Annotated in this window: 15 protein-coding genes and 1 tRNA gene; 8 read left to right on the plus strand and 8 right to left on the minus strand. The window is 44.6% G+C overall.

From position 1 onward, the window contains the following. Positions 1 to 106 precede the first annotated feature (106 nt). Positions 107 to 1,123: a tRNA (adenosine(37)-N6)-threonylcarbamoyltransferase complex transferase subunit TsaD gene (gene tsaD / locus L0991_11400; GenBank protein XGB62010.1), complete on the minus strand. Its 1,017-nt coding sequence runs from the start codon at positions 1,121 to 1,123 to the stop codon at positions 107 to 109. A gap of 255 nt (positions 1,124 to 1,378) precedes the next feature. On the opposite strand from tsaD, the gene rpsU reads away from it, so the two are divergent. The 6 genes from rpsU to L0991_11430 all read left to right on the plus strand — a co-directional run bounded on the left by rpsU (position 1,379) and on the right by L0991_11430 (position 7,600). Continuing rightward, complete coding sequence (gene rpsU, locus L0991_11405) at positions 1,379 to 1,594, plus strand: 30S ribosomal protein S21 (protein ID XGB62011.1); 216 nt, start codon at positions 1,379 to 1,381, stop codon at positions 1,592 to 1,594. Between the two features lie 25 nt (positions 1,595 to 1,619). Further along, entirely contained in the window at positions 1,620 to 2,063 is a 444-nt protein-coding gene (locus tag L0991_11410) for a GatB/YqeY domain-containing protein (protein XGB62012.1), read from the plus strand. Between the two features lie 119 nt (positions 2,064 to 2,182). Next, on the plus strand, positions 2,183 to 3,934 hold the full coding sequence (dnaG, locus tag L0991_11415) for a DNA primase (GenBank protein ID XGB62013.1): 1,752 nt from the start codon (positions 2,183 to 2,185) through the stop codon (positions 3,932 to 3,934). A gap of 99 nt (positions 3,935 to 4,033) precedes the next feature. Further along, entirely contained in the window at positions 4,034 to 5,878 is a 1,845-nt protein-coding gene (gene rpoD / locus L0991_11420) for an RNA polymerase sigma factor RpoD (protein ID XGB62014.1), read from the plus strand. Between the two features lie 163 nt (positions 5,879 to 6,041). Further along, positions 6,042 to 6,117 (plus strand) — tRNA-Ile (locus L0991_11425). 214 nt (positions 6,118 to 6,331) lie between these two features. Then, complete coding sequence (locus L0991_11430) at positions 6,332 to 7,600, plus strand: O-acetylhomoserine aminocarboxypropyltransferase/cysteine synthase (protein XGB62015.1); 1,269 nt, start codon at positions 6,332 to 6,334, stop codon at positions 7,598 to 7,600. A 107-nt stretch (positions 7,601 to 7,707) separates the two neighbouring features. Here L0991_11430 and glmS read toward each other — a convergent pair whose 3' ends face one another. After that, complete coding sequence (gene glmS / locus L0991_11435) at positions 7,708 to 9,540, minus strand: glutamine--fructose-6-phosphate transaminase (isomerizing) (protein ID XGB62016.1); 1,833 nt, start codon at positions 9,538 to 9,540, stop codon at positions 7,708 to 7,710. 107 nt (positions 9,541 to 9,647) lie between these two features. Continuing rightward, positions 9,648 to 10,418, minus strand: coding sequence for a DeoR family transcriptional regulator (locus tag L0991_11440; protein ID XGB62017.1), 771 nt, complete (start codon positions 10,416 to 10,418; stop codon positions 9,648 to 9,650). Between the two features lie 429 nt (positions 10,419 to 10,847). On the opposite strand from L0991_11440, the gene pykF reads away from it, so the two are divergent. Both pykF and L0991_11450 read left to right on the plus strand, forming a co-directional pair. Further along, positions 10,848 to 12,260 (plus strand): pyruvate kinase PykF, encoded by a 1,413-nt coding sequence (gene pykF, locus L0991_11445; protein XGB62018.1) that lies wholly within the window; start codon positions 10,848 to 10,850, stop codon positions 12,258 to 12,260. Between the two features lie 224 nt (positions 12,261 to 12,484). Then, the gene (locus L0991_11450) at positions 12,485 to 13,108 is read left to right on the plus strand and encodes an FCD domain-containing protein (GenBank protein XGB63895.1); all 624 of its coding nucleotides are present in this window, start codon (positions 12,485 to 12,487) and stop codon (positions 13,106 to 13,108) included. 599 nt (positions 13,109 to 13,707) lie between these two features. On the opposite strand, the gene L0991_11455 is transcribed toward L0991_11450, so the two are convergent. The 5 genes from L0991_11455 to leuO all read right to left on the minus strand — a co-directional run bounded on the left by L0991_11455 (position 13,708) and on the right by leuO (position 21,371). Then, complete coding sequence (locus L0991_11455) at positions 13,708 to 15,591, minus strand: sensor domain-containing diguanylate cyclase (GenBank protein ID XGB62019.1); 1,884 nt, start codon at positions 15,589 to 15,591, stop codon at positions 13,708 to 13,710. A 114-nt stretch (positions 15,592 to 15,705) separates the two neighbouring features. Then, positions 15,706 to 16,200, minus strand: a complete 495-nt coding sequence (ilvN, locus tag L0991_11460) for an acetolactate synthase small subunit (GenBank protein XGB62020.1) — start codon at positions 16,198 to 16,200, stop codon at positions 15,706 to 15,708. A gap of 1 nt (position 16,201) precedes the next feature. Continuing rightward, a complete protein-coding gene (locus tag L0991_11465; protein ID XGB62021.1) occupies positions 16,202 to 17,941 on the minus strand; it encodes an acetolactate synthase 3 large subunit in 1,740 nt (579 codons plus the stop codon). Positions 17,942 to 18,401: 460 nt separating this feature from the next. Next, positions 18,402 to 20,210, minus strand: a complete 1,809-nt coding sequence (locus tag L0991_11470; protein ID XGB62022.1) for a long-chain fatty acid--CoA ligase — start codon at positions 20,208 to 20,210, stop codon at positions 18,402 to 18,404. A gap of 201 nt (positions 20,211 to 20,411) precedes the next feature. Beyond that, positions 20,412 to 21,371, minus strand: a complete 960-nt coding sequence (leuO, locus tag L0991_11475; protein ID XGB62023.1) for a transcriptional regulator LeuO — start codon at positions 21,369 to 21,371, stop codon at positions 20,412 to 20,414. Between the last annotated feature and the right edge of the window lie 66 nt (positions 21,372 to 21,437).

A 21,437-nucleotide genomic window follows, 5' to 3' on the forward strand; every position in this document is an offset into this window, starting at 1 on the left:
CTTCTTCCCTAATCTCTATCAGCAATTATTTATCGACATATAGTCGGTAAGCTAAGATATAAAAACGGCCGCACAAGGCGACCGTTTATCGAAACATTTTGATGTCTTACGCAATTGGCTCTAATTGGTCAATCGGCCAACGCGGTGTGGCTTGAACTGAAAGATCAGCAGTCTCACCATTTTTCAGGCGCTGCATACCGGCATAAGCGATCATCGCACCGTTATCAGTACAGAACTCAGTGCGCGGGTAGTAAACCTCGCCACCAATTTTCTTAGCAAGTGCTTCAAGTTCAACACGCAGTTGTTTGTTTGCACTTACGCCACCAGCAATTACTATACGTTTCATGCCCGTCTGTTCCAAGGCACGCTTACACTTGATTACCAAGGTGCCACAAACGGCCTCTTGGAACGCATACGCGATGTCGGCACGAGTTTGTTCGCTATCGTCATTGTCACGAATCGTGTTCGCAGCAAAGGTTTTTAGACCAGAAAAGCTCATATCCAGGCCCGGACGATCCGTCATTGGACGTGGGAACTTAAAGCGGCCCGGCGTGCCTTTTTCCGCCAGTCGAGATAGCAACGGACCACCAGGGTAATCTAAGCCCATCAGCTTCGCCGTTTTATCAAACGCTTCACCTGCTGCATCATCAATCGATTCACCAAGGATCTTGTATTCACCGATGCCTTTCACTTCGACCATCATTGTGTGACCACCAGAAACAAGCAGAGCGACAAATGGGAACGGTGGTGGGTTATCTTCTAGCATAGGAGCAAGGAGGTGACCTTCCATATGGTGAACAGGTACAGCTGGCACACCCCAAGCGTAAGCAATGCTGCGACCAATCGTTGCACCAACAAGCAGCGCACCAACAAGGCCAGGGCCAGCCGTGTAAGCCACACCATCGATGTCTTTAGAGGTTAGGTTTGCCTCTTTAAGAGCCGCTTTGATTAGCGGAATTGTTTTCTTCACGTGATCACGTGATGCCAGCTCAGGGACTACACCACCGTAATCGGCGTGCAGCTTTACTTGGCTGTATAATTGATGAGAAAGCAGACCCTGCTCATCATCATAAATTGCGATTCCTGTTTCATCACAAGAGGTTTCAATACCAATAATGCGCATAATTTTCTCGGCACGCTTTCGTCTAAAATGGGAAATTAGCGCAATATTACCCTGCCTAAGCTCTTCAAACAAATATTGTACAGACTATAATCGACAAAGTGCTTTACAAAGCCACTCTGATCGGATTAAAATTCCGCACCATTTTTGATCAAGCTGGTTAGAGACCACACTTAATCGAAAGTTGTCTACGGATAATTTTTCTGATTTGGTCATCAGTAGCCAGCGATAATGAATAACCCCTGAGGTGAAAGGCATATGCCAATAGTTAAAGTACGTGAAAACGAACCGTTCGACGTTGCACTACGTCGTTTCAAGCGCTCTTGTGAAAAAGCAGGTATCCTTTCTGAAGTTCGCCGTCGCGAGCACTACGAAAAGCCAACTACAGTTCGCAAACGCGCTAAAGCAGCAGCTCAAAAGCGTCACGCTAAGAAGCTAGCTCGCGAAAACGCACGTCGCGTTCGCCTGTACTAATAACTTAATCCATAAGGACTGAGTTATGGCTCTTATTGAACAACTCAAAGAAGAGCAAAAATTAGCGATGAAAGCCAAGGACAAACCGCGCCTTGGCACTATCCGTTTAGCTCTTGCTGCTGTAAAGCAACGTGAAGTCGACGAACAGATTACTCTGAGCGATGACGACATTCTTGCTGTACTAGTAAAAATGGTTAAACAACGTCGCGATTCTGTTGCTCAATATGAATCAGCTGGTCGTCAAGATCTTGCTGACGTGGAACAAGCAGAAATTGCTGTACTTGAAGGCTTTATGCCTCAACCGCTTACTGAAGAAGAAGTAATCGCACTACTTGATAGCGCAATTGCAGAAGCTCAACCTGCGGGCATGCAAGACATGGGTAAAGTAATGGCTATCTTGAAACCACAAATTCAAGGGCGTGCAGATATGGGTAAAGTTAGTGGTTTAGTTCGTTCTAAACTCGCTTAATCCCAAATCAAATTGCAACAAGCCGTGCAATCCTTCGGAACGCACGGCTTGTTTGTATCTGTAACCCATTCAAACTATTATTATCCACACTCTCAGTTAGTGCATTTTTCTAAGGTTTTATGGCAGGACACATCCCGCGTAGTTTCATCGATGATCTCCTAGCGCGTCTCGACATTGTCGACATCATAGACGCACGCGTGAAACTTAAGAAAAAAGGCAAAAACTACGGCGCTTGTTGTCCGTTTCATAACGAAAAGACCCCCTCTTTTAGCGTAAGCCAAGAGAAACAGTTTTATCACTGTTTTGGTTGTGGCGTACACGGCAATGCCATCGACTTCATTATGGAGTTCGAACGCCTTGAATTTGTTGAAGCTATTGAAGAGCTGGCCTCTTTCTTAGGGCTCGATGTTCCAAGAGAACAACGTAGCGGTGAGATTTCTACCGCACCAAGAGCCAACACAGAACAAAAACGTAACCTCTATGATTTAATGGGCGGCATTAGCCAGTTCTATCGTTCTCAGCTAAAAATAGCAGCCAATAAACCTGCGATTGAGTACCTCAAAAATCGTGGTCTGTCGGGCGAAATCGTCCAGAAATTTGGCATTGGTTACGTGGCCGATGAGTGGGACTTAGTTCGTAAGAACTTTGGCCAACAAAAAGAAGCCCAAGACATGCTCGTGACCGGCGGCATGTTGATCGAGAATGATAAAGGCAACCGATATGACCGATTCCGTGGCCGTGTCATGTTCCCGATTCGTGATCGTCGTGGTCGTGTAATTGGTTTTGGTGGTCGTGTCTTAGAAGACGGCACACCAAAATACCTAAACTCACCAGAGACGCCTATCTTCCATAAAGGTAAAGAGCTCTATGGCCTTTATGAAGTATTGCAGGCATACCGTGAACCACCTCAAGTCCTTGTGGTTGAAGGTTACATGGATGTCGTGGCGCTTGCGCAATATGGTGTAGATTACTCGGTGGCTTCACTAGGCACCTCAACAACCGGTGACCATATCCAGATGCTGTTTAGACAAACCAGCACTGTGGTTTGTTGTTACGATGGTGACCGAGCTGGTAAAGAGGCTGCATGGCGCGCTCTAGAAAATGCACTTGAGTACCTGAAAACAGGTAACACACTCAAGTTTCTGTTCTTGCCCGATGGTGAAGACCCAGATAGCTATATTAGAGAACATGGTAAGGCCGCTTTTGAGCAGCTCGTCCAAAATGCAACGCCACTATCGACCTATTTGTTCGACAACCTGATAGAAATACACAAACTTAACTTGGGCACAACCGAAGGAAAATCGGCACTGCGTGCGCACGCAAGCGCCTTAATTAATAAAATTCCTGACAGTTATTTCCAAGAGTTGCTCGAAAAATTATTGGATGAACGAACTGGATTTGATAACCAACTGAGACGTGCTCGTGTTCATACACAGAACCCGACACCTCAACCGCATAAAGAGCTCAAGCGAACTCCAATGCGTGAAGTTATCGCTTTGCTTATCCAAAATCCGAGCTATGCTGATATGGTACCGGATTTATCAAGTGTCAAAGGCTTACCATTGCCTGGACTAAGTTTATTCGTCGAAGTACTTGATAAATGCCACGCGCATCCCCATATCAACACCGGCCAGTTATTAGAGCACTGGCGAGATAATAAACATGAGGCTCTTCTGTCTCGTCTCGCGAGCTGGGAAATCCCCCTCGACGAAGACAATCAAGAAGACATATTTTTAGACTCATTGGACAAAATACTTGCCCAGTGCGTTGAAAAACAAATTGAAAACCTGCAGGCCAAAGCAAGAAGTGTCGGTTTATCAGCCGAAGAAAAAAGGGAGCTACTAGCTTTAATGCTAGATCTAAAAGCGTAACCCTGTTTGATTAGTCAGCATTTAATAAATTTGTTAACATAATTGGTTTGCATTTGAGAATGCAACGTCCTTCACCAGACCTGAAGTTGGATATCATCTATGGATCAAAATCCGCAGTCACAGCTTAAATTACTTGTTATTAAAGGCAAGGAACAAGGCTATCTGACCTACGCCGAAGTAAACGACCACCTACCTGCAGAAATCGTGGATTCTGAACAGGTAGAAGACATCATTCAAATGATTAACGACATGGGCATCAAAGTAGTTGAAACTGCACCTGATGCTGATGATCTAGCGCTTAATGATGACGATGCCAATATAGATGAAGACGCAGCCGAAGCTGCAGCTGCTGCGCTTTCAAGCGTAGAAAGCGAGATTGGCCGTACTACTGACCCAGTTCGCATGTACATGCGTGAAATGGGTACAGTTGAACTACTGACTCGTGAAGGCGAAATCGACATTGCGAAACGCATTGAAGATGGTATCAACACCGTTCAACTATCTGTTGCTGAGTACCCAGGTACTATTCCATACATCTTGGAACAGTTTGACCGTGTACAAGCAGAAGAGATTCGCTTAACAGACCTAATCAACGGCTTCGTTGACCCAGATGACGATGGCACCGCTGCACCAACAGCAACTCACATCGGTTCAGAACTTGCTGAAACTGATCTGGATGACGAAGACGCAGAAGACGTTGATGATGAAGCTGAAGAGGAAGAAGAAGATACAGGTATCGACCCTGAGCTTGCTCTTGAGAAGTTCACAGCGCTTCGTACTAGCTACCAAAACCGTCAGCTAGCGATCAACGAATACGGTCATGAAAGCCCGAAAGCAATGCTTGCAACAACAATGATGCAAGACGTATTCAAAGAGTTCCGCCTAACACCAAAACAGTTTGATTACCTAGTAAACGAACTGCGTAACTCTATGGATCGTGTACGTACTCAAGAACGCCTAATCATGCGTCAAACGGTTGAGTACGGCAAAATGCCGAAGAAATCTTTCATTGCTCTATTTACTGGCAACGAATCAAGCGAAGCATGGTTAGATGAAGTTCTTGCTTCTGACAAGCCATACGCAGAAAAGATCAAACGTCACGAAGGTGATATTCGTCGTTCAATCCAGAAACTGGACATGATCGAGAAAGAGACCTCTCTGACAGTTCAAAGCATCAAAGATATCAGCCGTCGTATGTCTATCGGTGAAGCGAAAGCTCGTCGTGCGAAGAAAGAGATGGTTGAAGCGAACTTACGTCTAGTAATCTCGATTGCTAAGAAGTACACAAACCGTGGTCTACAATTCCTGGATCTAATCCAAGAAGGTAACATCGGCCTGATGAAAGCGGTTGATAAGTTTGAATACCGTCGTGGTTACAAGTTCTCGACTTACGCAACATGGTGGATCCGTCAAGCAATCACTCGTTCGATTGCCGACCAAGCGCGTACTATCCGTATTCCGGTTCACATGATCGAAACGATCAACAAACTAAACCGTATCTCTCGTCAAATGCTACAAGAGATGGGTCGTGAACCACTTCCGGAAGAGCTAGCTGAGCGCATGCAAATGCCTGAAGACAAGATCCGTAAAGTACTGAAAATTGCTAAAGAGCCAATCTCGATGGAGACACCAATCGGTGACGACGAAGATTCGCATCTAGGTGATTTCATCGAGGATACAACACTAGAACTACCTCTAGACTCAGCAACGGCAACCAGCCTACGCGGTGCAACTAAAGACGTTCTTGCTGGCCTAACACCTCGTGAAGCTAAAGTACTGCGTATGCGTTTCGGTATCGACATGAACACTGACCACACTCTTGAAGAAGTTGGTAAGCAGTTCGACGTAACTCGTGAACGTATCCGTCAGATCGAAGCAAAAGCACTACGTAAACTTCGTCACCCAAGCCGTTCAGAAACTCTGCGCAGCTTCCTAGACGAGTAATCACACACATTGATGTGATTAGCTTTTAAGCATAATTAAGAAAAGGTGAGCTATAGCTCACCTTTTTTGTACCTGTGTGATTTAAGTGGCTAAGATGTAAGCGGAATTGCCCCTTATAGTGTCTAGACACCAATGAATGCTTCCCCTATAATCTATGCCCTACGGCCCCTTAGCTCAGTGGTTAGAGCGCACGACTCATAATCGTTCGGTCCCCAGTTCAAATCTGGGAGGGGCCACCAAATTAGAAAAGCCAGAACAGTTCACGCTGCTCTGGCTTTTTGCTTTTCTAAGCTCGCTACTCTTTATACCCTACTCATTTCAATACATCCCTGAATGAGTGAACTCCACAGTACACAATGCCAATTGCCTCTCTGTGACTAAGCTTACTTTTCTTTTATAAAAAAATCGGCAATATGGTTGTATATAAATCGCTCAATCATTCAGGGAAGAAACATGAAAGACGAAACACTCTCGATTCACTTCGGCTACGAAACCGATCCAACCACGAAATCCGTTGCTACCCCTATCTACCAAACTGTCGCCTATGAATTTGACGATGCTCAGCATGGTGCTGATCTGTTCAACCTAGAAGTACCAGGCAATATCTACACCCGTATTATGAACCCAACCAACGATGTGTTGGAAAAACGTATGGCTGCGCTAGAAGACGGTATCGCAGGCTTAGTTGTCAGTGCGGGCAGCGCGGCAATCAACTACGCGATTCAGACATTGGCACAAATCGGTGACAATATCGTCTCAACACCTCAGCTTTACGGTGGTACGTACACCTTGTTTGCCCACATGCTGCCAAACCAAGGGATTGAAGTTCGTTTTGCTAAAGACGACAAACCAGAAAGCTTAGCCGAGTTAATCGATGAAAAAACCAAAGCGGTTTACTGTGAGAGTATCGGTAACCCTGCGGGTAATATCATCGACCTAGAACGTGTCGCTGAACTTGCTCACGCACAAGGTGTCCCTGTGATTGTCGATAACACAGTCGCAACTCCAGTGCTGTGTAAACCTATTGAGTTTGGTGCTGACATTGTAGTTCACTCACTAACCAAGTACGTGGGTGGTCACGGCACAACCTTGGGTGGTGTGATTGTCGATTCAGGTAAATTCCCATGGGCAGAGCACAAAGATCGCTTCCCGGTGTTTAATCAGCCTGAGCCCTCTTATCATGGAGTGGTGTATACCGAAGCCTTTGGAGAGGCAGCATTTATTGGACGTGCTCGAACAGTACCATTGCGGAATACTGGCGCAGCCTTGTCGCCAATGAATGCCTTTATGTTGATGCAAGGCTTGGAGACGCTGTCGTTACGTATGGAACGCCACACAGAGAACGCATTGAAAGTAGCTGAATACTTAAGCCAACATGAGAAAGTCAGCTGGGTAAGCTACGCAGGTCTACCAAGTTCAGAATTTTACCCGCTGGCTGAAAAATACATGCAGGGTAAGCCATCGGCGATTTTATCTTTTGGCCTAAAAGATGGTTATGAAGCAGGTGTTCGCTTCTATGACGCACTACAAATCTTCAAGCGCTTGGTAAACATTGGCGATGCAAAATCTCTGGCTTGTCACCCAGCTTCGACAACGCACCGTCAGCTAAGCGAAGCTGAACAGAAACAAGCTGGAGTATCACCAGAGATGATTCGCCTATCAGTAGGGATTGAACACATCGAAGATATCCTTGCAGACCTAGAGCAAGCTCTTAACGCTTGAGACTTATAGCGACACCAGAAGACAAGTGTGCAAGGTAACAGCTACAAAAAAGCCCATCACATAAGATGGGCTTTATTCTTATCTAACTTTTGTAGACTGCCAGAGAGTTACTCAACCGTTACCGCTTTCGCTAGGTTACGAGGTTGGTCAACGTCGGTACCTTTGATTAGCGCGACATGGTAAGAAAGCAACTGCATTGGAACCGTGTAGTAAATAGGTGCCGTTACTTCACTCACGTGAGGCATCTTGATGATCTTCATGTTCTCATCGCCCTCAAAACCTGCGTCTTCGTCTGCGAATACGTACAGTAGACCACCGCGCGCACGTACTTCTTCTACGTTCGATTTCAGCTTCTCTAACAGGTCGTTACTTGGTGCAATAACCACTACTGGCATATCTGCATCAATCAGAGCTAGAGGACCGTGCTTAAGCTCACCTGCAGCGTATGCTTCAGCGTGGATGTAAGAGATCTCTTTCAGTTTTAGAGATGCTTCCATTGCGATTGGGTAGTACTCGCCACGGCCTAGGAATAGTGTGTGGTGCTTATCAGCAAAGTCAGTCGCTAGTGCTTCGATCTCTTTATCAAATGCCAGTGCTTTCTCGATGTCTGTTGGCAGTTGGTGAAGTGCTTGAACGATTTCCGTCTCTTTCGCTTCATCGATACGACCTTGTAGGCGACCAATAGACGTTACCATCATCAGCATTGCTGCAAGCTGCGTAGTAAACGCTTTTGTTGAAGCAACACCGATCTCTGTCCCCGCGCGAGTCATGAAAGCAAAATCAGATTCACGAACCAATGAAGAGCCCGCTACGTTACAGATTGTCATCGCTGACATGTAACCTTTCTCTTTAGCAAGGCGAAGGGCTGCTAGCGTATCTGCCGTCTCACCAGATTGAGATAACGTAACAAGCAGGCTGTTTGGACGAACCACAAAGTCACGGTAACGGAACTCAGAAGCGATCTCCACGTCACAGCTTACGCCAGCTAGCGATTCAAACCAGTAGCGTGCCGCCATACCTGAGTTGTATGAAGTACCACATGCGATGATCTGAACGTGTTCAACTTTGCTAAGGATCTCTTCCGCTTTAACGCCGATAGCATTGGTGATCACAGACGTATCTGAGATACGACCTTCCATTGTATTGAGCAGTGCAGTTGGTTGTTCAAAGATCTCTTTTTGCATGAAGTGACGGTATTTACCTTTGTCACCCGCATCGTGCTCTGCGTTAGATTCAACGATTTCACGTTCAATACGCTCACCGTTTGCATCGAATACGTTAACTTCACGACGAGTCACTTCTGCAACATCGCCCTCTTCTAGGTACATAAAGCGACGTGTCACACTAAGTAGCGCTAGTTGGTCAGATGCTAGGAAGTTTTCACCAACACCAAAGCCGATTACGATTGGGCTACCAGAACGAGCAACAACAATACGTGAAGGATCTTTACGATCAACCGCTACTGTACCGTATGCGCCATCCAGCTGTTTTGCTGTTTTCTGCAGTGCTTCAACTAGAGAGTCTGAAGTACGAAGCTCCCACTCAACCAAGTGTGCGATAACTTCAGTATCTGTTTGTGAAGTAAACTCGTAGCCGCGCTCTTTTAGCATAGTACGCAGTGCTTCGTGGTTTTCGATAATACCATTGTGTACTACCGCGATATCACCAGACATGTGTGGGTGTGCATTAGCTTCAGATGGCTCCCCGTGTGTTGCCCAACGAGTATGCGCAATACCAGTACCACCAACAACTTGTTGCTCTTCTACCGCGTCAGCTAGCTCTTGTACTTTGCCTAAGCGACGTACACGAGTCAGATTTGATTCGGTATCAACCACAGCGACACCCGCTGAGTCGTAGCCACGGTATTCTAGGCGGCGAAGGCCTTCTACTAAAATCTCTGCTACATCACGCTGTGCTACTGCACCAACAATTCCACACATAGTTTGACTCCATCAATTTCGTTTATTCCTATTGGCAGCAAGCAAAGGCCATATCTTTAATAAGATTAATTATAGGAAGTTAAATGCATAATAGTTAAAAATTAGTTTTACGCTGGATCCGTTAAGATCACTCGAACATCGTGCGACTCGATACTTGCCTGAGATTCTTTGCTCAAGTCTGTATCTGTAATGAGGATGTCGACGTGATCCCATGCCAGCTCTAGATTAGGGATCTTTCGTCCCACTTTTTCAGACTCAACCATCACGATCACTTCTCGTGATACTTCAGCCATCACTTTACTTAGACCAACCAATTCATTGAACGTGGTTGTGCCTCTGTCGAGGTCGATACCATCAGCCCCAATAAACAGTTGATCAAAATCGTATGCGCGAAGTACTGATTCTGCGACTTTGCCTTGGAAAGAATCCGAGTGGGTATCCCAAGTGCCGCCGGTCATTAGTAACGTCGGCTCACTCTCTAGTTCATTTAGCGCATTCGCCACGTGCAATGAGTTGGTCATAACAACCAAACCACGCTTAGTATTGAGCTGCTGAATTAGGGCACCCGTTGTACTGCCACTATCAATCACGATGCGGTTATGGTCGCGAATTAAATCTGCAGCAGCTTTGGCTAGAGAAACCTTTCGAGTCGAAACTTTTTGACCCAATTCTTCGTTTACAACCTCTTTCGGTAGCGAAATCGCACCACCATAACGGCGTAAAAGCTGACCGTTTTTCTCTAAAGACGCTAAGTCCTTTCTAATAGTGACCTCTGAGGTTTCGAACTTAGCGGACAATTCATCAACACTAACCTCCCCTTTTTCGTTCACTAGGTTAGAAATTGCATGTCTTCTGAGCTGAGTGTTTCGTTTCGACATTTAAAAAAGACCAGTAAGTTTCGATATGAAACATATTATAGTTACAACGAAACTATTTAGTCCATTTATTTTGATCCAAAAAATTAATAAATAGCGATAAAACCTTGTCCTAAGACAATTGTTAAGCAGTGATATTGAATTGATTAGGTGGTAGAATCCGCACCCGAAAAGAAAAAAAATTACAAAACTGACCGTTATTTTTTTGCAACTTTCACCTGATATATTGGTGTAAGTCACAGAAACCCGATGTTGAATCAAAATCTTTTGGTCATAAAATGACTAAAATTGATGAAAGACTTACAACTCTGAAGGGCATATTGGAAGTCCCGCGATTTTACTCAGCAGGCACAAAATGCTGATGTAGCGGACCAATCTTCAGAACTTAAATAAATTTCAAATTGTAACAATACTTACCGGAGAGTACCTTCCATGAAAAAGACCAAAATCGTATGTACGATTGGCCCTAAAACTGAATCTGTAGAGAAGCTAACTGAACTAGTTAACGCAGGCATGAACGTTATGCGTCTTAACTTCTCTCACGGTGACTACCAAGAGCACGGCACTCGTATTGCGAACTTCCGCGAAGTAATGGACAAAGTAGGTAAGCAACTGGCTATCCTTCTTGATACTAAAGGTCCAGAGATCCGTACTATCAAGCTAGAAGGCGGCAACGACGTAGATCTAGTAGCTGGTCAAGAATTCACTTTCACAACTGACACTTCAGTTGTAGGTAACAAAGAGACTGTAGCGGTAACTTACGCTGGTTTCGCAGCTGACCTAAACGCTGGTAACACTATCCTAGTAGATGACGGCCTAATCGAAATGGAAGTTATCTCTACTACTGAAACTGAAGTGAAGTGTAAAGTTCTTAACAACGGTGCACTAGGCGAAAACAAAGGTGTTAACCTTCCTGGCGTTTCTGTTCAACTTCCAGCTCTATCTGAAAAAGATAAGAACGACCTTAAATTTGGTTGTGAGCAAGGCGTTGACTTCGTAGCAGCTTCTTTCATCCGTAAAGCATCTGACGTTAAAGAGATCCGTGAGATCCTAGACGCGAACGGCGGCAGCGACATCCACATCATCTCTAAAATTGAGAACCAAGAAGGTGTTGATAACTTCGACGAAATCCTAGAGCTTTCTGACGGTATCATGGTTGCTCGTGGTGACCTAGGTGTTGAAATCCCAGCTGAAGAAGTAATCTTCGCTCAGAAGATGATGATCGAGAAGTGTAACCGTGCACGTAAGATGGTTATCACTGCAACTCAAATGCTTGATTCTATGATCAACAACCCACGTCCAACTCGTGCAGAAGCGGGTGACGTTGCGAACGCAATCATGGATGGTACTGACGCAGTAATGCTTTCTGGCGAAACTGCTAAAGGTAAGTACCCAGTTGAAGCTGTTACTATCATGGCTCAAATCGCGAACCGTACAGATTCAGCTCTTAAAGCTGAACTAGGTTCTCGTCTAGACAGCCCACGTCTACGCATCACTGAAGCAGTATGTAAAGGCGCAGTAGACACAGCTGAGAAGCTTGCTGCTCCTCTAATCATCGTTGCTACTGAAGGCGGTAAGTCTGCACGTTCAGTACGTAAGTACTTCCCAACTGCAAACATCATTGCACTAACAACGAACCAAAAGACAGCAGCTCAGCTTGTTCTTACTAAAGGTGTTCGTCCAGTTCTTGTTGATTCTATCGACAGCACTGACGCATTCTACAAAATGGGTAAAGAGTACGCTCTTAACGCTGAATTCGGTAGCAAAGGCGACATCGTTGTTATGGTTTCAGGTGCTCTAGTAGCTTCTGGTACAACAAACACGGCATCAGTTCACGTTCTATAAGAATGAACCGATTCGCATAAAATATAAAAGAGGGCTTCGGCCCTCTTTTTTTATGAAACAAAATCTTGCCTAACTTTTCAGTACGCTGTATTATCAAACGCAATAGAACTACGTACTGTTAACTTCCAATGGACTCTTTCTAAGAGACGGATTAGCAGACTAGAAATCAAATATACATGAGGTTTGTAATGTCTAGTCCTACTCTCACTGACAAAGTATCAAAGATGATTCGCCAGGATATTCTTAATGGTGAGTTAGCCCCAGGCCAAAAGCTCGTTGTTGCTGATCTAAAGAACAGATACAACGTTGGCGCATCTCCAATTCGCGAAGCTCTAGTGCAGTTATCTTGGAGCAAATACGTAAAGCTCGAGCCACAAAAAGGCTGTTGGGTAGCACCAGTATCAAAGAAAGAACTGAATGATCTTTATGAGAGCTTACGTGTCGTTTCATCAGTACTACTGAAAAAAGCGATTTCTGCGGGCGATGAAACCTGGGAGCTGGATGTACTGACCTCTTATCACAAGCTGTCTCGAGTACAGCATGTGTCTGAAGAGTTTGACTGTGTGGAATGGGAAGAGCGTCACCAACAGTTCCACGTTGCGCTACTTGAAGGTGCTGACTCAGAGAACATGTTTAGCTTCTTTGAAGATTTGATCAACCAAGTAAAGCGTTACCGCTTCTTAGCAATGTCAGCACAGAGTGCATCAGAAGAGCTGTTCAACATTGATGAGCACGAAATGATCATGAAGCTAGTACTATCGAAAAATGTAGAGCAAGCAACAGAACTGCTTGATCAACATCTGCTAGGTTCAATGAAACGAATTGAAGAAGTTATCGAAGCGGCATAAGGCAGCGATAGGTTTCAAAGCAATAAAAAAACGGAGCTATGGCTCCGTTTTTTTTCAGCACCAAAACTGGGCTACCACCCAAAAAACTCTTTGTGATGAGTATTGAGTAGCAAAACCATAGGTAAGAAGTACAAAGCACTCAGTTTAAAACCAAGAATGACCAATGTACCTATAGTTAATCTCACTAAAAAATCGACAAACATACCACGCCTCTTTTAACCAGACTGTATGATCCCCAAACTCTTGCTCCTGCTAACCTAATTCTACTGCTGCCTTTCAACTCATTGAAAAGGCTAGCTAACCAGCTGAATTAAGTTAACGGTGTCATCCCTTTACTATCTGGTAAACACTCTATTTATTACACCGCTTAACATGATGTAATCTGAAGCAACGTAGTTTACTTATTGTTCATTCTAGCTCAAATTTTCACCATCATTAGACTTTAGTCTAACTGTACAAAAATTGTGACATAGCTCGCTCAAAAGTGAGATTCCTAAAATCTACATTGAAAATACTTAACCACTCTCTCAAGTGAAAGGCACCTAAAGAAATACAGTTGCGGTAAACAAAAAGGACTAGGAATAAAGAAAGGTATAAAGCTACGCGACATCCGCATAGCTAGGACAGATAGAAACGGTATTACGCCCAGATGATTTCGACTCATAAAGCCCGACATCTGCACATTTGTATGAACGGGTGCTGTTGCTCGTCAAGTCTGTGAAACCGACACTGACAGTTACCTTGGTGCCTGCAGACAGTTCAATCTCAATGCGTAGTCGGTCCAATACACGCTTCGCTTCTGGCAAAGAGGTGTGTGGCATTAACAGTGCGAACTCTTCACCACCAACACGCGCCACAAAATCGGTACTGCGGAGGCTGTCTTGTAGAAGCTTAGCCACTCTGGCAATCACACGATCACCCTCATCATGACCAAGCTCATCATTGATTCGTTTAAAGTTATCGATATCGACTAAAGCTAAACAAGTAGTCGCTTCATTTGGGTAACGCTCAACCAAGCGAGAATAGTAAGCCAACTGCTCTTCAAACTTTCGACGATTCCAGAGATTGCTCAAAGCATCTCGCTCACTCAAAAAACGCAGACGCACTTCGAGCTCTTTCCTTACTGATATATCCACCAGCGAGGTAATGTAGTAGCTAACTTTACCAGAGTTACTCTTAACCACATGGACACGCATGATTGCAGTAAAAGGAATACGCAGCTTGTTCTTACACAATACCTCGCCTTCCCACACTTCTTCATTATCTAAGTGTCGCCAGATAGATTCGCTGGTGAGCTGCTGATCTGTATTTTCCAACAGAAGCTGCAGTGCATTATGACCGATAACTTGTGCTTCGCTGTAACCGGTCATATTTTCAAACTCGTTGTTGATCATCATAGTACGATGCTGTTTGTCCGTGATCATCACAGCAGACATACCATTCAACGCAGCACGAGCTAATTTACTTTCTAAGCTGCGACGTCGGTAATGCGTCACCAGATAAGCAAATGGGAACGCAAACATCAACACAGTGAAAAGTACGATGATCTCTTCGTGGGCAAGATCATTGAGATCTCGTTCTGCTCGAGCAAGAAGTTGCGTCTCATTAAGCTGAATCACAAAGTACATTTTTTGATTATTGGCTAGCAGAACGGTGTTAAACGCAAACAAATTACCATCTTCAAATACCGTCCCCTTTTGTTGCTGAGAGAGCGCTTTCCATGTTTGAGGAGCTATGTTTTTGAGGTTGAAACCTTTTCTTTCAGGAACAGAGTCGCCAAACAGTTTGCTGTTGTTTGGGCTAGCGATGTAATAGCCCTCACCATTAACGACTTCCGATCTAAAATCATAATCCGGAGAGAAGTTAAGGCGCGAAGAGAGCCCCCATACATCGAGGTTAATCACTAAATAACCGACACGCTTTTCAGGTGTTTCGACAGGAGTGAACACTCGAAAGACAGGCTTATAAGGGTATGCTAACTCACCATGCTCAGTTTCAAGCTCTATCCCCCAACCACCGATATCTTCGTGTTCTAGGCTCTGTGCAAACTGATAATAGTTAGATTCAGACTTATCTTGTAATTGCTGAGGCAGCGTCACGGCTCCAGTTAAAGACGAATAGTTCACACGAACCAGCTCTTTACCTGCAACGTCGATTAAGTGAATTTGTGTGTACCATTTTTGGTTCACTAATACAGACTGCCACACTTCTTCTAGGAGGCTTTTCGTCTGTTCAGACGGAGAAGATGCGAAATTAACTAAGCTTTGGCTATGACTCAGTAGCCTCATAACCGAAACCAATTGAGCTTTTAAGAGGTTGTAGTCCCTCTCAGCGTAAACCAACTGATGAAGGGCTTGTTTCGCTGTATCATCAAAGCTTTGTTGTTTGACTTCTTTGTAGCGCTGTAAATAGTAAAGTCCCACTGCCGAAGACAGTGCTATCGAAATAATCAGCAATGTAATTATCGATTTACTATTTCTCATTGCTAACTCAAATGAAAGTAGAAGGAAGCGCAGGATTATAGCACTCTATAAAATTAACAAAATAAAAGCCGCTTAAAAAAGCGGCTTTATAGCTATTTTTTAAATACTTAACGTTTAAGCTTTCAGCGCGCGCTCGCCGCGAGCAATACCGACTACGCCACTGCGTGCCACTTCAAGTACTTCCGTCACTTCAGACAGAGCTTGAATGAAAGCATCCAGTTTCTCGCTCGTGCCCGCCATTTGCACCGTGTATTGAGAAGCGGTCACATCAACAATTTGACCACGGAAGATATCCGCCGTGCGCTTCACTTCTGCACGAGCAAAGCCACTCGCACGAACTTTTACCATCAAGAGTTCACGCTCGATGTGCTCAAGCTCAGAGACTTCCTGAACTTTAAGAACATCAATCAGCTTATGCAGTTGCTTCTGGATCTGTTCAAGCTGCATTTCGCTCGAGTTAGTTGTCACGTTCAAACGAGAAAGCGTTGGATCATCTGTTGGAGATACGTTCAACGACTCGATGTTGTAGCCACGTTGAGAAAACAAGCCAACCACACGAGAAAGCGCACCCGGTTGGTTTTCCATTAGTAGTGAAATAATGTGTCTCATATTATGTTCTCTCCGTTTTGCTTAGCCACATGTTATCCATACCCTCGCCTTTAATCTGCATTGGGTATACGTGCTCGGTGTCATCCACACTGATATCGACAAATACCAAACGGTCTTTCATCGCTAGTGCTTTTTCCAAACCTGATTCCAGTTCATCCGGAGATGAAATGCGCATACCTACGTGACCATAAGCCTCCGCAATAGCCGCAAAATCAGGAACAGAGTCCATATATGAGTTTGAGTGACGACCTTGATAAACAATGTCTTGCCACTGTTTAACCATTCCTAAGAAACGGTTGTTTAGGTTAATAATCTTAACAGGGATGTTGTACTGCAGTGCCGTCGACAGCTCTTGGATATTCATCTGAATACTCCCGTCACCGGTTACTACCACAACTTCTTCATCTGGTTTAGCGAACTTAACACCCATGCCTGCAGGTAGACCAAAGCCCATGGTGCCTAGGCCACCAGAGTTAATCCAACGGCGTGGTTTGTTAAATGGGTAATATAACGCTGCGAACATTTGGTGTTGGCCAACATCAGAAGCAACGTAAGCATCACCATTGGTTACTTTGTGCAGAGCTTCAATAACTTGCTGCGGCTTAATGCACTCAGAAGATTTTTCATATGCTAAGCAGTTACGATCTTGCCACTGCTTGATTTCACTCCACCAGCTCTCAAGAGCTTCAGCATCGTTAGTGCCGCCCTGCTCAATCAGCAGGTTAACCATGCTCTCAAGTACTTTTTCCGCAGAACCTACGATAGGCAGATCCACTTTCACGTTTTTAGAGATCGACGATGGGTCGATATCAATGTGCATGATCTTCGCGTTCGGGCAGTACTTATCTAGATTGTTGGTTGTGCGATCATCAAAACGTACACCGACACCAAAAATAAGATCGGCATTATGCATCGCCATATTGGCTTCGTACAAACCGTGCATGCCTAACATGCCTAGAGAATTCTTGTGAGTACCAGGGAAAGCACCTAAGCCCATTAGTGTGCTTACTACGGGTAGATTCAGTGCTTCAGCCAATTTGATCAGCTGTTGATCGGCCTCAGAGATAACCGCGCCGCCACCGACATAAAGTACTGGCTTCTTCGCTTCAAGGAGTGCCTTTAGTGCCTTCTTGATCTGACCTTTATGACCCGTAACCGTTGGGTTGTACGAACGCATTTTGATCGTTTCTGGGTATTCATAAGGAAGCTTGATTTGCGGGTTTAATACATCTTTTGGCAGATCGATAACCACAGGACCAGGACGTCCTGTCGTTGAAATATAGAATGCTTTTTTTAGAACTTCAGGGATATCTTCCGCTTTCTTAACTAGGAAGCTGTGTTTAACTATCGGGCGAGATACACCCACGATGTCACACTCTTGGAAGGCATCATTACCAATGAGATTGTTTGGTACGTTACCTGAGATAACGATCATTGGAATCGAGTCCATGTACGCCGTTGCAATACCTGTTACGGTATTGGTTGCGCCAGGACCAGAACATACCAGTACTACACCAGGCTTGCCGGTAGAACGAGTATAGCCATCTGCCATATGGGTAGCGGCTTGTTCGTGTCGTACTAATACGTGTTTGATTTCATCAGTTTTCGCATGCAGCGCATCATAGATATCAAGTACAGAACCACCTGGGTAACCAAAGATTTGTTCTACACCCTCTTCAATAAGAGACTGCACCACCATCTCAGCGCCGGATAACATTGCTGTTTCAGGTTTTGTTGTCATATTGCTCTCCTCACCAGTTTCCAATCACATTTGGTGAACGTGTTGGGCTAGTTTTTCATAGTCTAGGGCTTATTCGTAGCCTAATTCGAAATACTTCCACTTTTTCGGCTATGGCTGTCTGTCGTGATAACAACAAACAGTAATACGAAACAACTTTAACGCTTTATTATCATCTGGTCTAACACCCGTTATCCGGCGATCATGTTAAAAAACCAACCATCAGCTTAAAACATCAAACAAACACTACCCCAAGCCAAGCAGCCAGTCATAAAAACCACATTTACACTCAAAAAAAGCACTTAATATTTATATAAATGACTAATTATCGATAAATGAAGCGCTTTTCTGTGTGCGCATTCGCACATTCTTCCAAGTCTTGAGCCATAAAAAATCCCCCTAAAAATGCAATCACATTCGTAGGGGGATTTTTAAACAACTGAAAATTTATCTATCCTAAAAACTACTTATCTTTAGGCTTTTCAGTGTACATTTCTTCGATTTCGTCTTGATACTTGTCGTTAATAACTTTACGACGCAGTTTCTGAGTTGGCGTTAATTCGCCATCATCCATTGAAAACGCTTTTGGTAACAACTTGAATTTCTTCACTTGCTCAAATTTAGCAAGCTCTTGCTGCAAGTCATTCACACGCTTCTCAAGCATCTCAACGATTTGGTGGTGCTTAATCAGTTCTACTCGATCGTGGTACTTGATATTCAACTCTTTAGCGTACTCTTCTAACGAGTCGTAACACGGAACAATCAGTGCAGAAACGAATTTACGTGTATCAGCAATAACAGCAATTTGCTCGATGAAGTGGTCTTTACCGATCGCGCCTTCTACTACTTGCGGTGCAATGTACTTGCCGCCTGAAGTTTTCATCAGCTCTTTAATACGGTCGGTAATAAACAGGTTACCATTTTCATCAAAATGACCCGCATCACCGGTCTTCAAGAAGCCGTGCTCATCGAATGTTTTGGCTGTCTCTTCTGGCATTTTGTAGTAGCCACGCATCACCATTGGGCCACGAACAAGAATCTCATTCTGAGCACCAATTTTCACTTCAGCGCCCGGCATAGCCATACCAATCGAGTCAGGGTTAAAGCAGCGGTCATCCCAGCACGAAACTGTTGCTGTAGTTTCTGTCATACCGTAGCCAAGTTTTACGTTAATGCCGATAGCATGGAAGAAACGACCAATGGTTTCATCAAGCTTCGCGCCACCACATGGCATGAAATTGATGTTACCGCCAAGCAGCGCTCGCAGCTTGGATAACACAAGCTTATCGGCTAGCGCATGGCTCTTCTTCAGCATCAGTGATGGTGTACGACCTTCTTGGTGACAAACCGAGAGCTTAGCGCCCATGTTTACCGCCCAAGTAAATAGTACTTTACGGATAAATGGTGCTTTCGATACTTTCTCGTGAATCGCAGAAAAGATCTTTTCGTAAAAGCGTGGAACCGCACACATTACGGTAGGTTTCACGTCGCTCAGTGCATCACGTACCTGCATTGTGTCTTGCAGATAGCAGTTAGTTGCGCCTTTGTAGAGCACGTAAAAAGTCCAAGCACGCTCAAATACATGTGATAAAGGTAGGAAACACAACGAGACATCGTCTTTCGTTAGGCTCAAGCGCTCATCGTGTCCTTCTAGCTGGTAGCCAACATTGGTGTAATCAAGCATGACACCCTTAGGCTGACCTGTTGTACCAGAGGTATAGATAAGGGTCAGTAAGTCATCCATGTTTGCATCAGCAAGACGAGCATCGAACTCAGCCTGTTGTGACTGGACGCCACGAGCCATGAAATCATTCCAAGATACCGCAAAGCTGTGGCCCTGAAGATCGATATCATCAGACATCGCCACAACCACTTCTAGCTGTTCGCACTCTTCAAATAGGCTAACCGCAGCATCGAATTGAGCTTGCTCACCGACGAATAGGATCTTCACATCCGCATTTTGGATGATGTAAGAAGACTGCGCAGCTGTATTGGTTGGGTAAATCGGCACAGTAACAAGACGAGCTTGCAGAGCAGCAAAATCTGCCACAGTCCACTGAGGCATATTGTTTGAATAGATACCGATCTTATCTTGAACTCTCAATCCTTGAGCCAATAGCGCTAATGAAAGCGTATCGATTTGTTCTCCAAACTGCTGCCAGCTAATGCCTTGCCATACATTACCTACTTTGTGTTTCAAAGCTGTACGGTTGCCGCCTTGGGCAATTTGGTCACGAAGTCTTTTTACGATATGAAAATCTAAATTGGCCATCTCTTTACCTTTGGCTTACACCTGTAAGCTTTTTTGAGCGCACAAGTGTACCTCTGATAATGGAAAAGGCAACTGATGGAGCTCAAAGTTATCAGTAATAGTACGTCTCTCGCTAAGTTTTCTATCAGCAAAGATAGCAAGCACAAAAAAGCCCTAAGCTAGAATCCCAGCTTAGGGCTTATAAATCATAGAGTTTAGTGCTTAGTTAAGCGCCACTACTTCGCCACAGATCATCATTAGTTGATCTCGTAACCAAATGTGTCCCTTGTCCTTTTCACTTGATTCATGCCAGCTTAGGTAGCCAGAGATTGCCGCATTATCGAATGGGAAATCTAGGATTTGTAGATTCTCTTTGTTTGCTGCGTGCTCTACCATCCAGCGAGGCGCAATCGTTACTAGCTCAGATTGACCAACAACGTAAAGTACGTTGCTTAGGCTCGTACCTTCGTAGAAAGGCATGCAGTCTAGGTCACGGTAAGCTTGCTCAGAGAAGCTGCGTTGACCGTGAATGCGAGACAGTTTCGCGTGCTTCTCGTTCAATAGCTCTTCAGCTGTCACTTCGCCGTTAATGCGTGGGTGAGAAGAAGAAGCAACCACAACCAATTCGTCTTGGAAGATCTCAGTACTAGAGAAACCTTGCTCATCGAAGCGAGCGTAATCAATAACGAAGTCGATTTCTTGGTAGCGCATACGCTCAGAAAGTTGACGATCGAATTCAGCATCCATGTGCAGTTTTACACTCGGTGCTTGATCGTTAATTGTCGACATAATCTTAGGTGCAAAACGCATGTCACATGGGCTGCAAATCGCAAGCTTGAACAGGCGAGAAGACGACTCTGGAGAGAACACAGAGCTTGGTAATTCGTTACGTACTAATTGTAGTGCTTGGCGGATAGGACCAAACAACTGGCGTGCACGTTGAGTCGGTTGAATACCACGACCTTGGCGCATAAATAGTTCGTCGTTAAACATCACTTTTAAGCGTGCTACGGCATTACTAACAGCCGGCTGAGACATACCCAAGTTGTGAGCTGCACGTGTAATGTTTTGTTCTTGCATTACTGCGTCGAATACAGTCAAAAGGTTTAAGTCTACTCCACGAAGTGTGCTTTCCATTCTGTAGCTAGCAATAGCACTCATTGCATCTTTTTTCTCTAACATTCAAGTTGCCTCTTGTCGGTACGACAGCGTTAAATTTGTAATGGTATGGGAATAGATAACCACTAG

Source organism: Vibrio chagasii (genome assembly GCA_041879415.1).
Classification (GTDB): domain Bacteria; phylum Pseudomonadota; class Gammaproteobacteria; order Enterobacterales; family Vibrionaceae; genus Vibrio.

Bases quoted from the DNA above. Each gene is read 5' to 3' on its own strand.
- L0991_11470 (XGB62022.1), bottom strand. From the start codon at position 20,210: ATGGCCAATTTAGATTTTCATATCGTAAAAAGACTTCGTGACCAAATT.
- dnaG (XGB62013.1), top strand. From the start codon at position 2,183: ATGGCAGGACACATCCCGCGTAGTTTCATCGATGATCTCCTAGCGCGT.
- pykF (XGB62018.1), top strand. From the start codon at position 10,848: ATGAAAAAGACCAAAATCGTATGTACGATTGGCCCTAAAACTGAATCT.
- L0991_11465 (XGB62021.1), bottom strand. From the start codon at position 17,941: ATGACAACAAAACCTGAAACAGCAATGTTATCCGGCGCTGAGATGGTG.
- ilvN (XGB62020.1), bottom strand. From the start codon at position 16,200: ATGAGACACATTATTTCACTACTAATGGAAAACCAACCGGGTGCGCTT.
- L0991_11455 (XGB62019.1), bottom strand. From the start codon at position 15,591: ATGAGAAATAGTAAATCGATAATTACATTGCTGATTATTTCGATAGCA.
- glmS (XGB62016.1), bottom strand. From the start codon at position 9,540: ATGTGTGGAATTGTTGGTGCAGTAGCACAGCGTGATGTAGCAGAGATT.
- L0991_11410 (XGB62012.1), top strand. From the start codon at position 1,620: ATGGCTCTTATTGAACAACTCAAAGAAGAGCAAAAATTAGCGATGAAA.
- leuO (XGB62023.1), bottom strand. From the start codon at position 21,371: ATGTTAGAGAAAAAAGATGCAATGAGTGCTATTGCTAGCTACAGAATG.
- rpoD (XGB62014.1), top strand. From the start codon at position 4,034: ATGGATCAAAATCCGCAGTCACAGCTTAAATTACTTGTTATTAAAGGC.
- L0991_11450 (XGB63895.1), top strand. From the start codon at position 12,485: ATGATTCGCCAGGATATTCTTAATGGTGAGTTAGCCCCAGGCCAAAAG.
- L0991_11430 (XGB62015.1), top strand. From the start codon at position 6,332: ATGAAAGACGAAACACTCTCGATTCACTTCGGCTACGAAACCGATCCA.
- tsaD (XGB62010.1), bottom strand. From the start codon at position 1,123: ATGCGCATTATTGGTATTGAAACCTCTTGTGATGAAACAGGAATCGCA.
- L0991_11440 (XGB62017.1), bottom strand. From the start codon at position 10,418: ATGTCGAAACGAAACACTCAGCTCAGAAGACATGCAATTTCTAACCTA.
- rpsU (XGB62011.1), top strand. From the start codon at position 1,379: ATGCCAATAGTTAAAGTACGTGAAAACGAACCGTTCGACGTTGCACTA.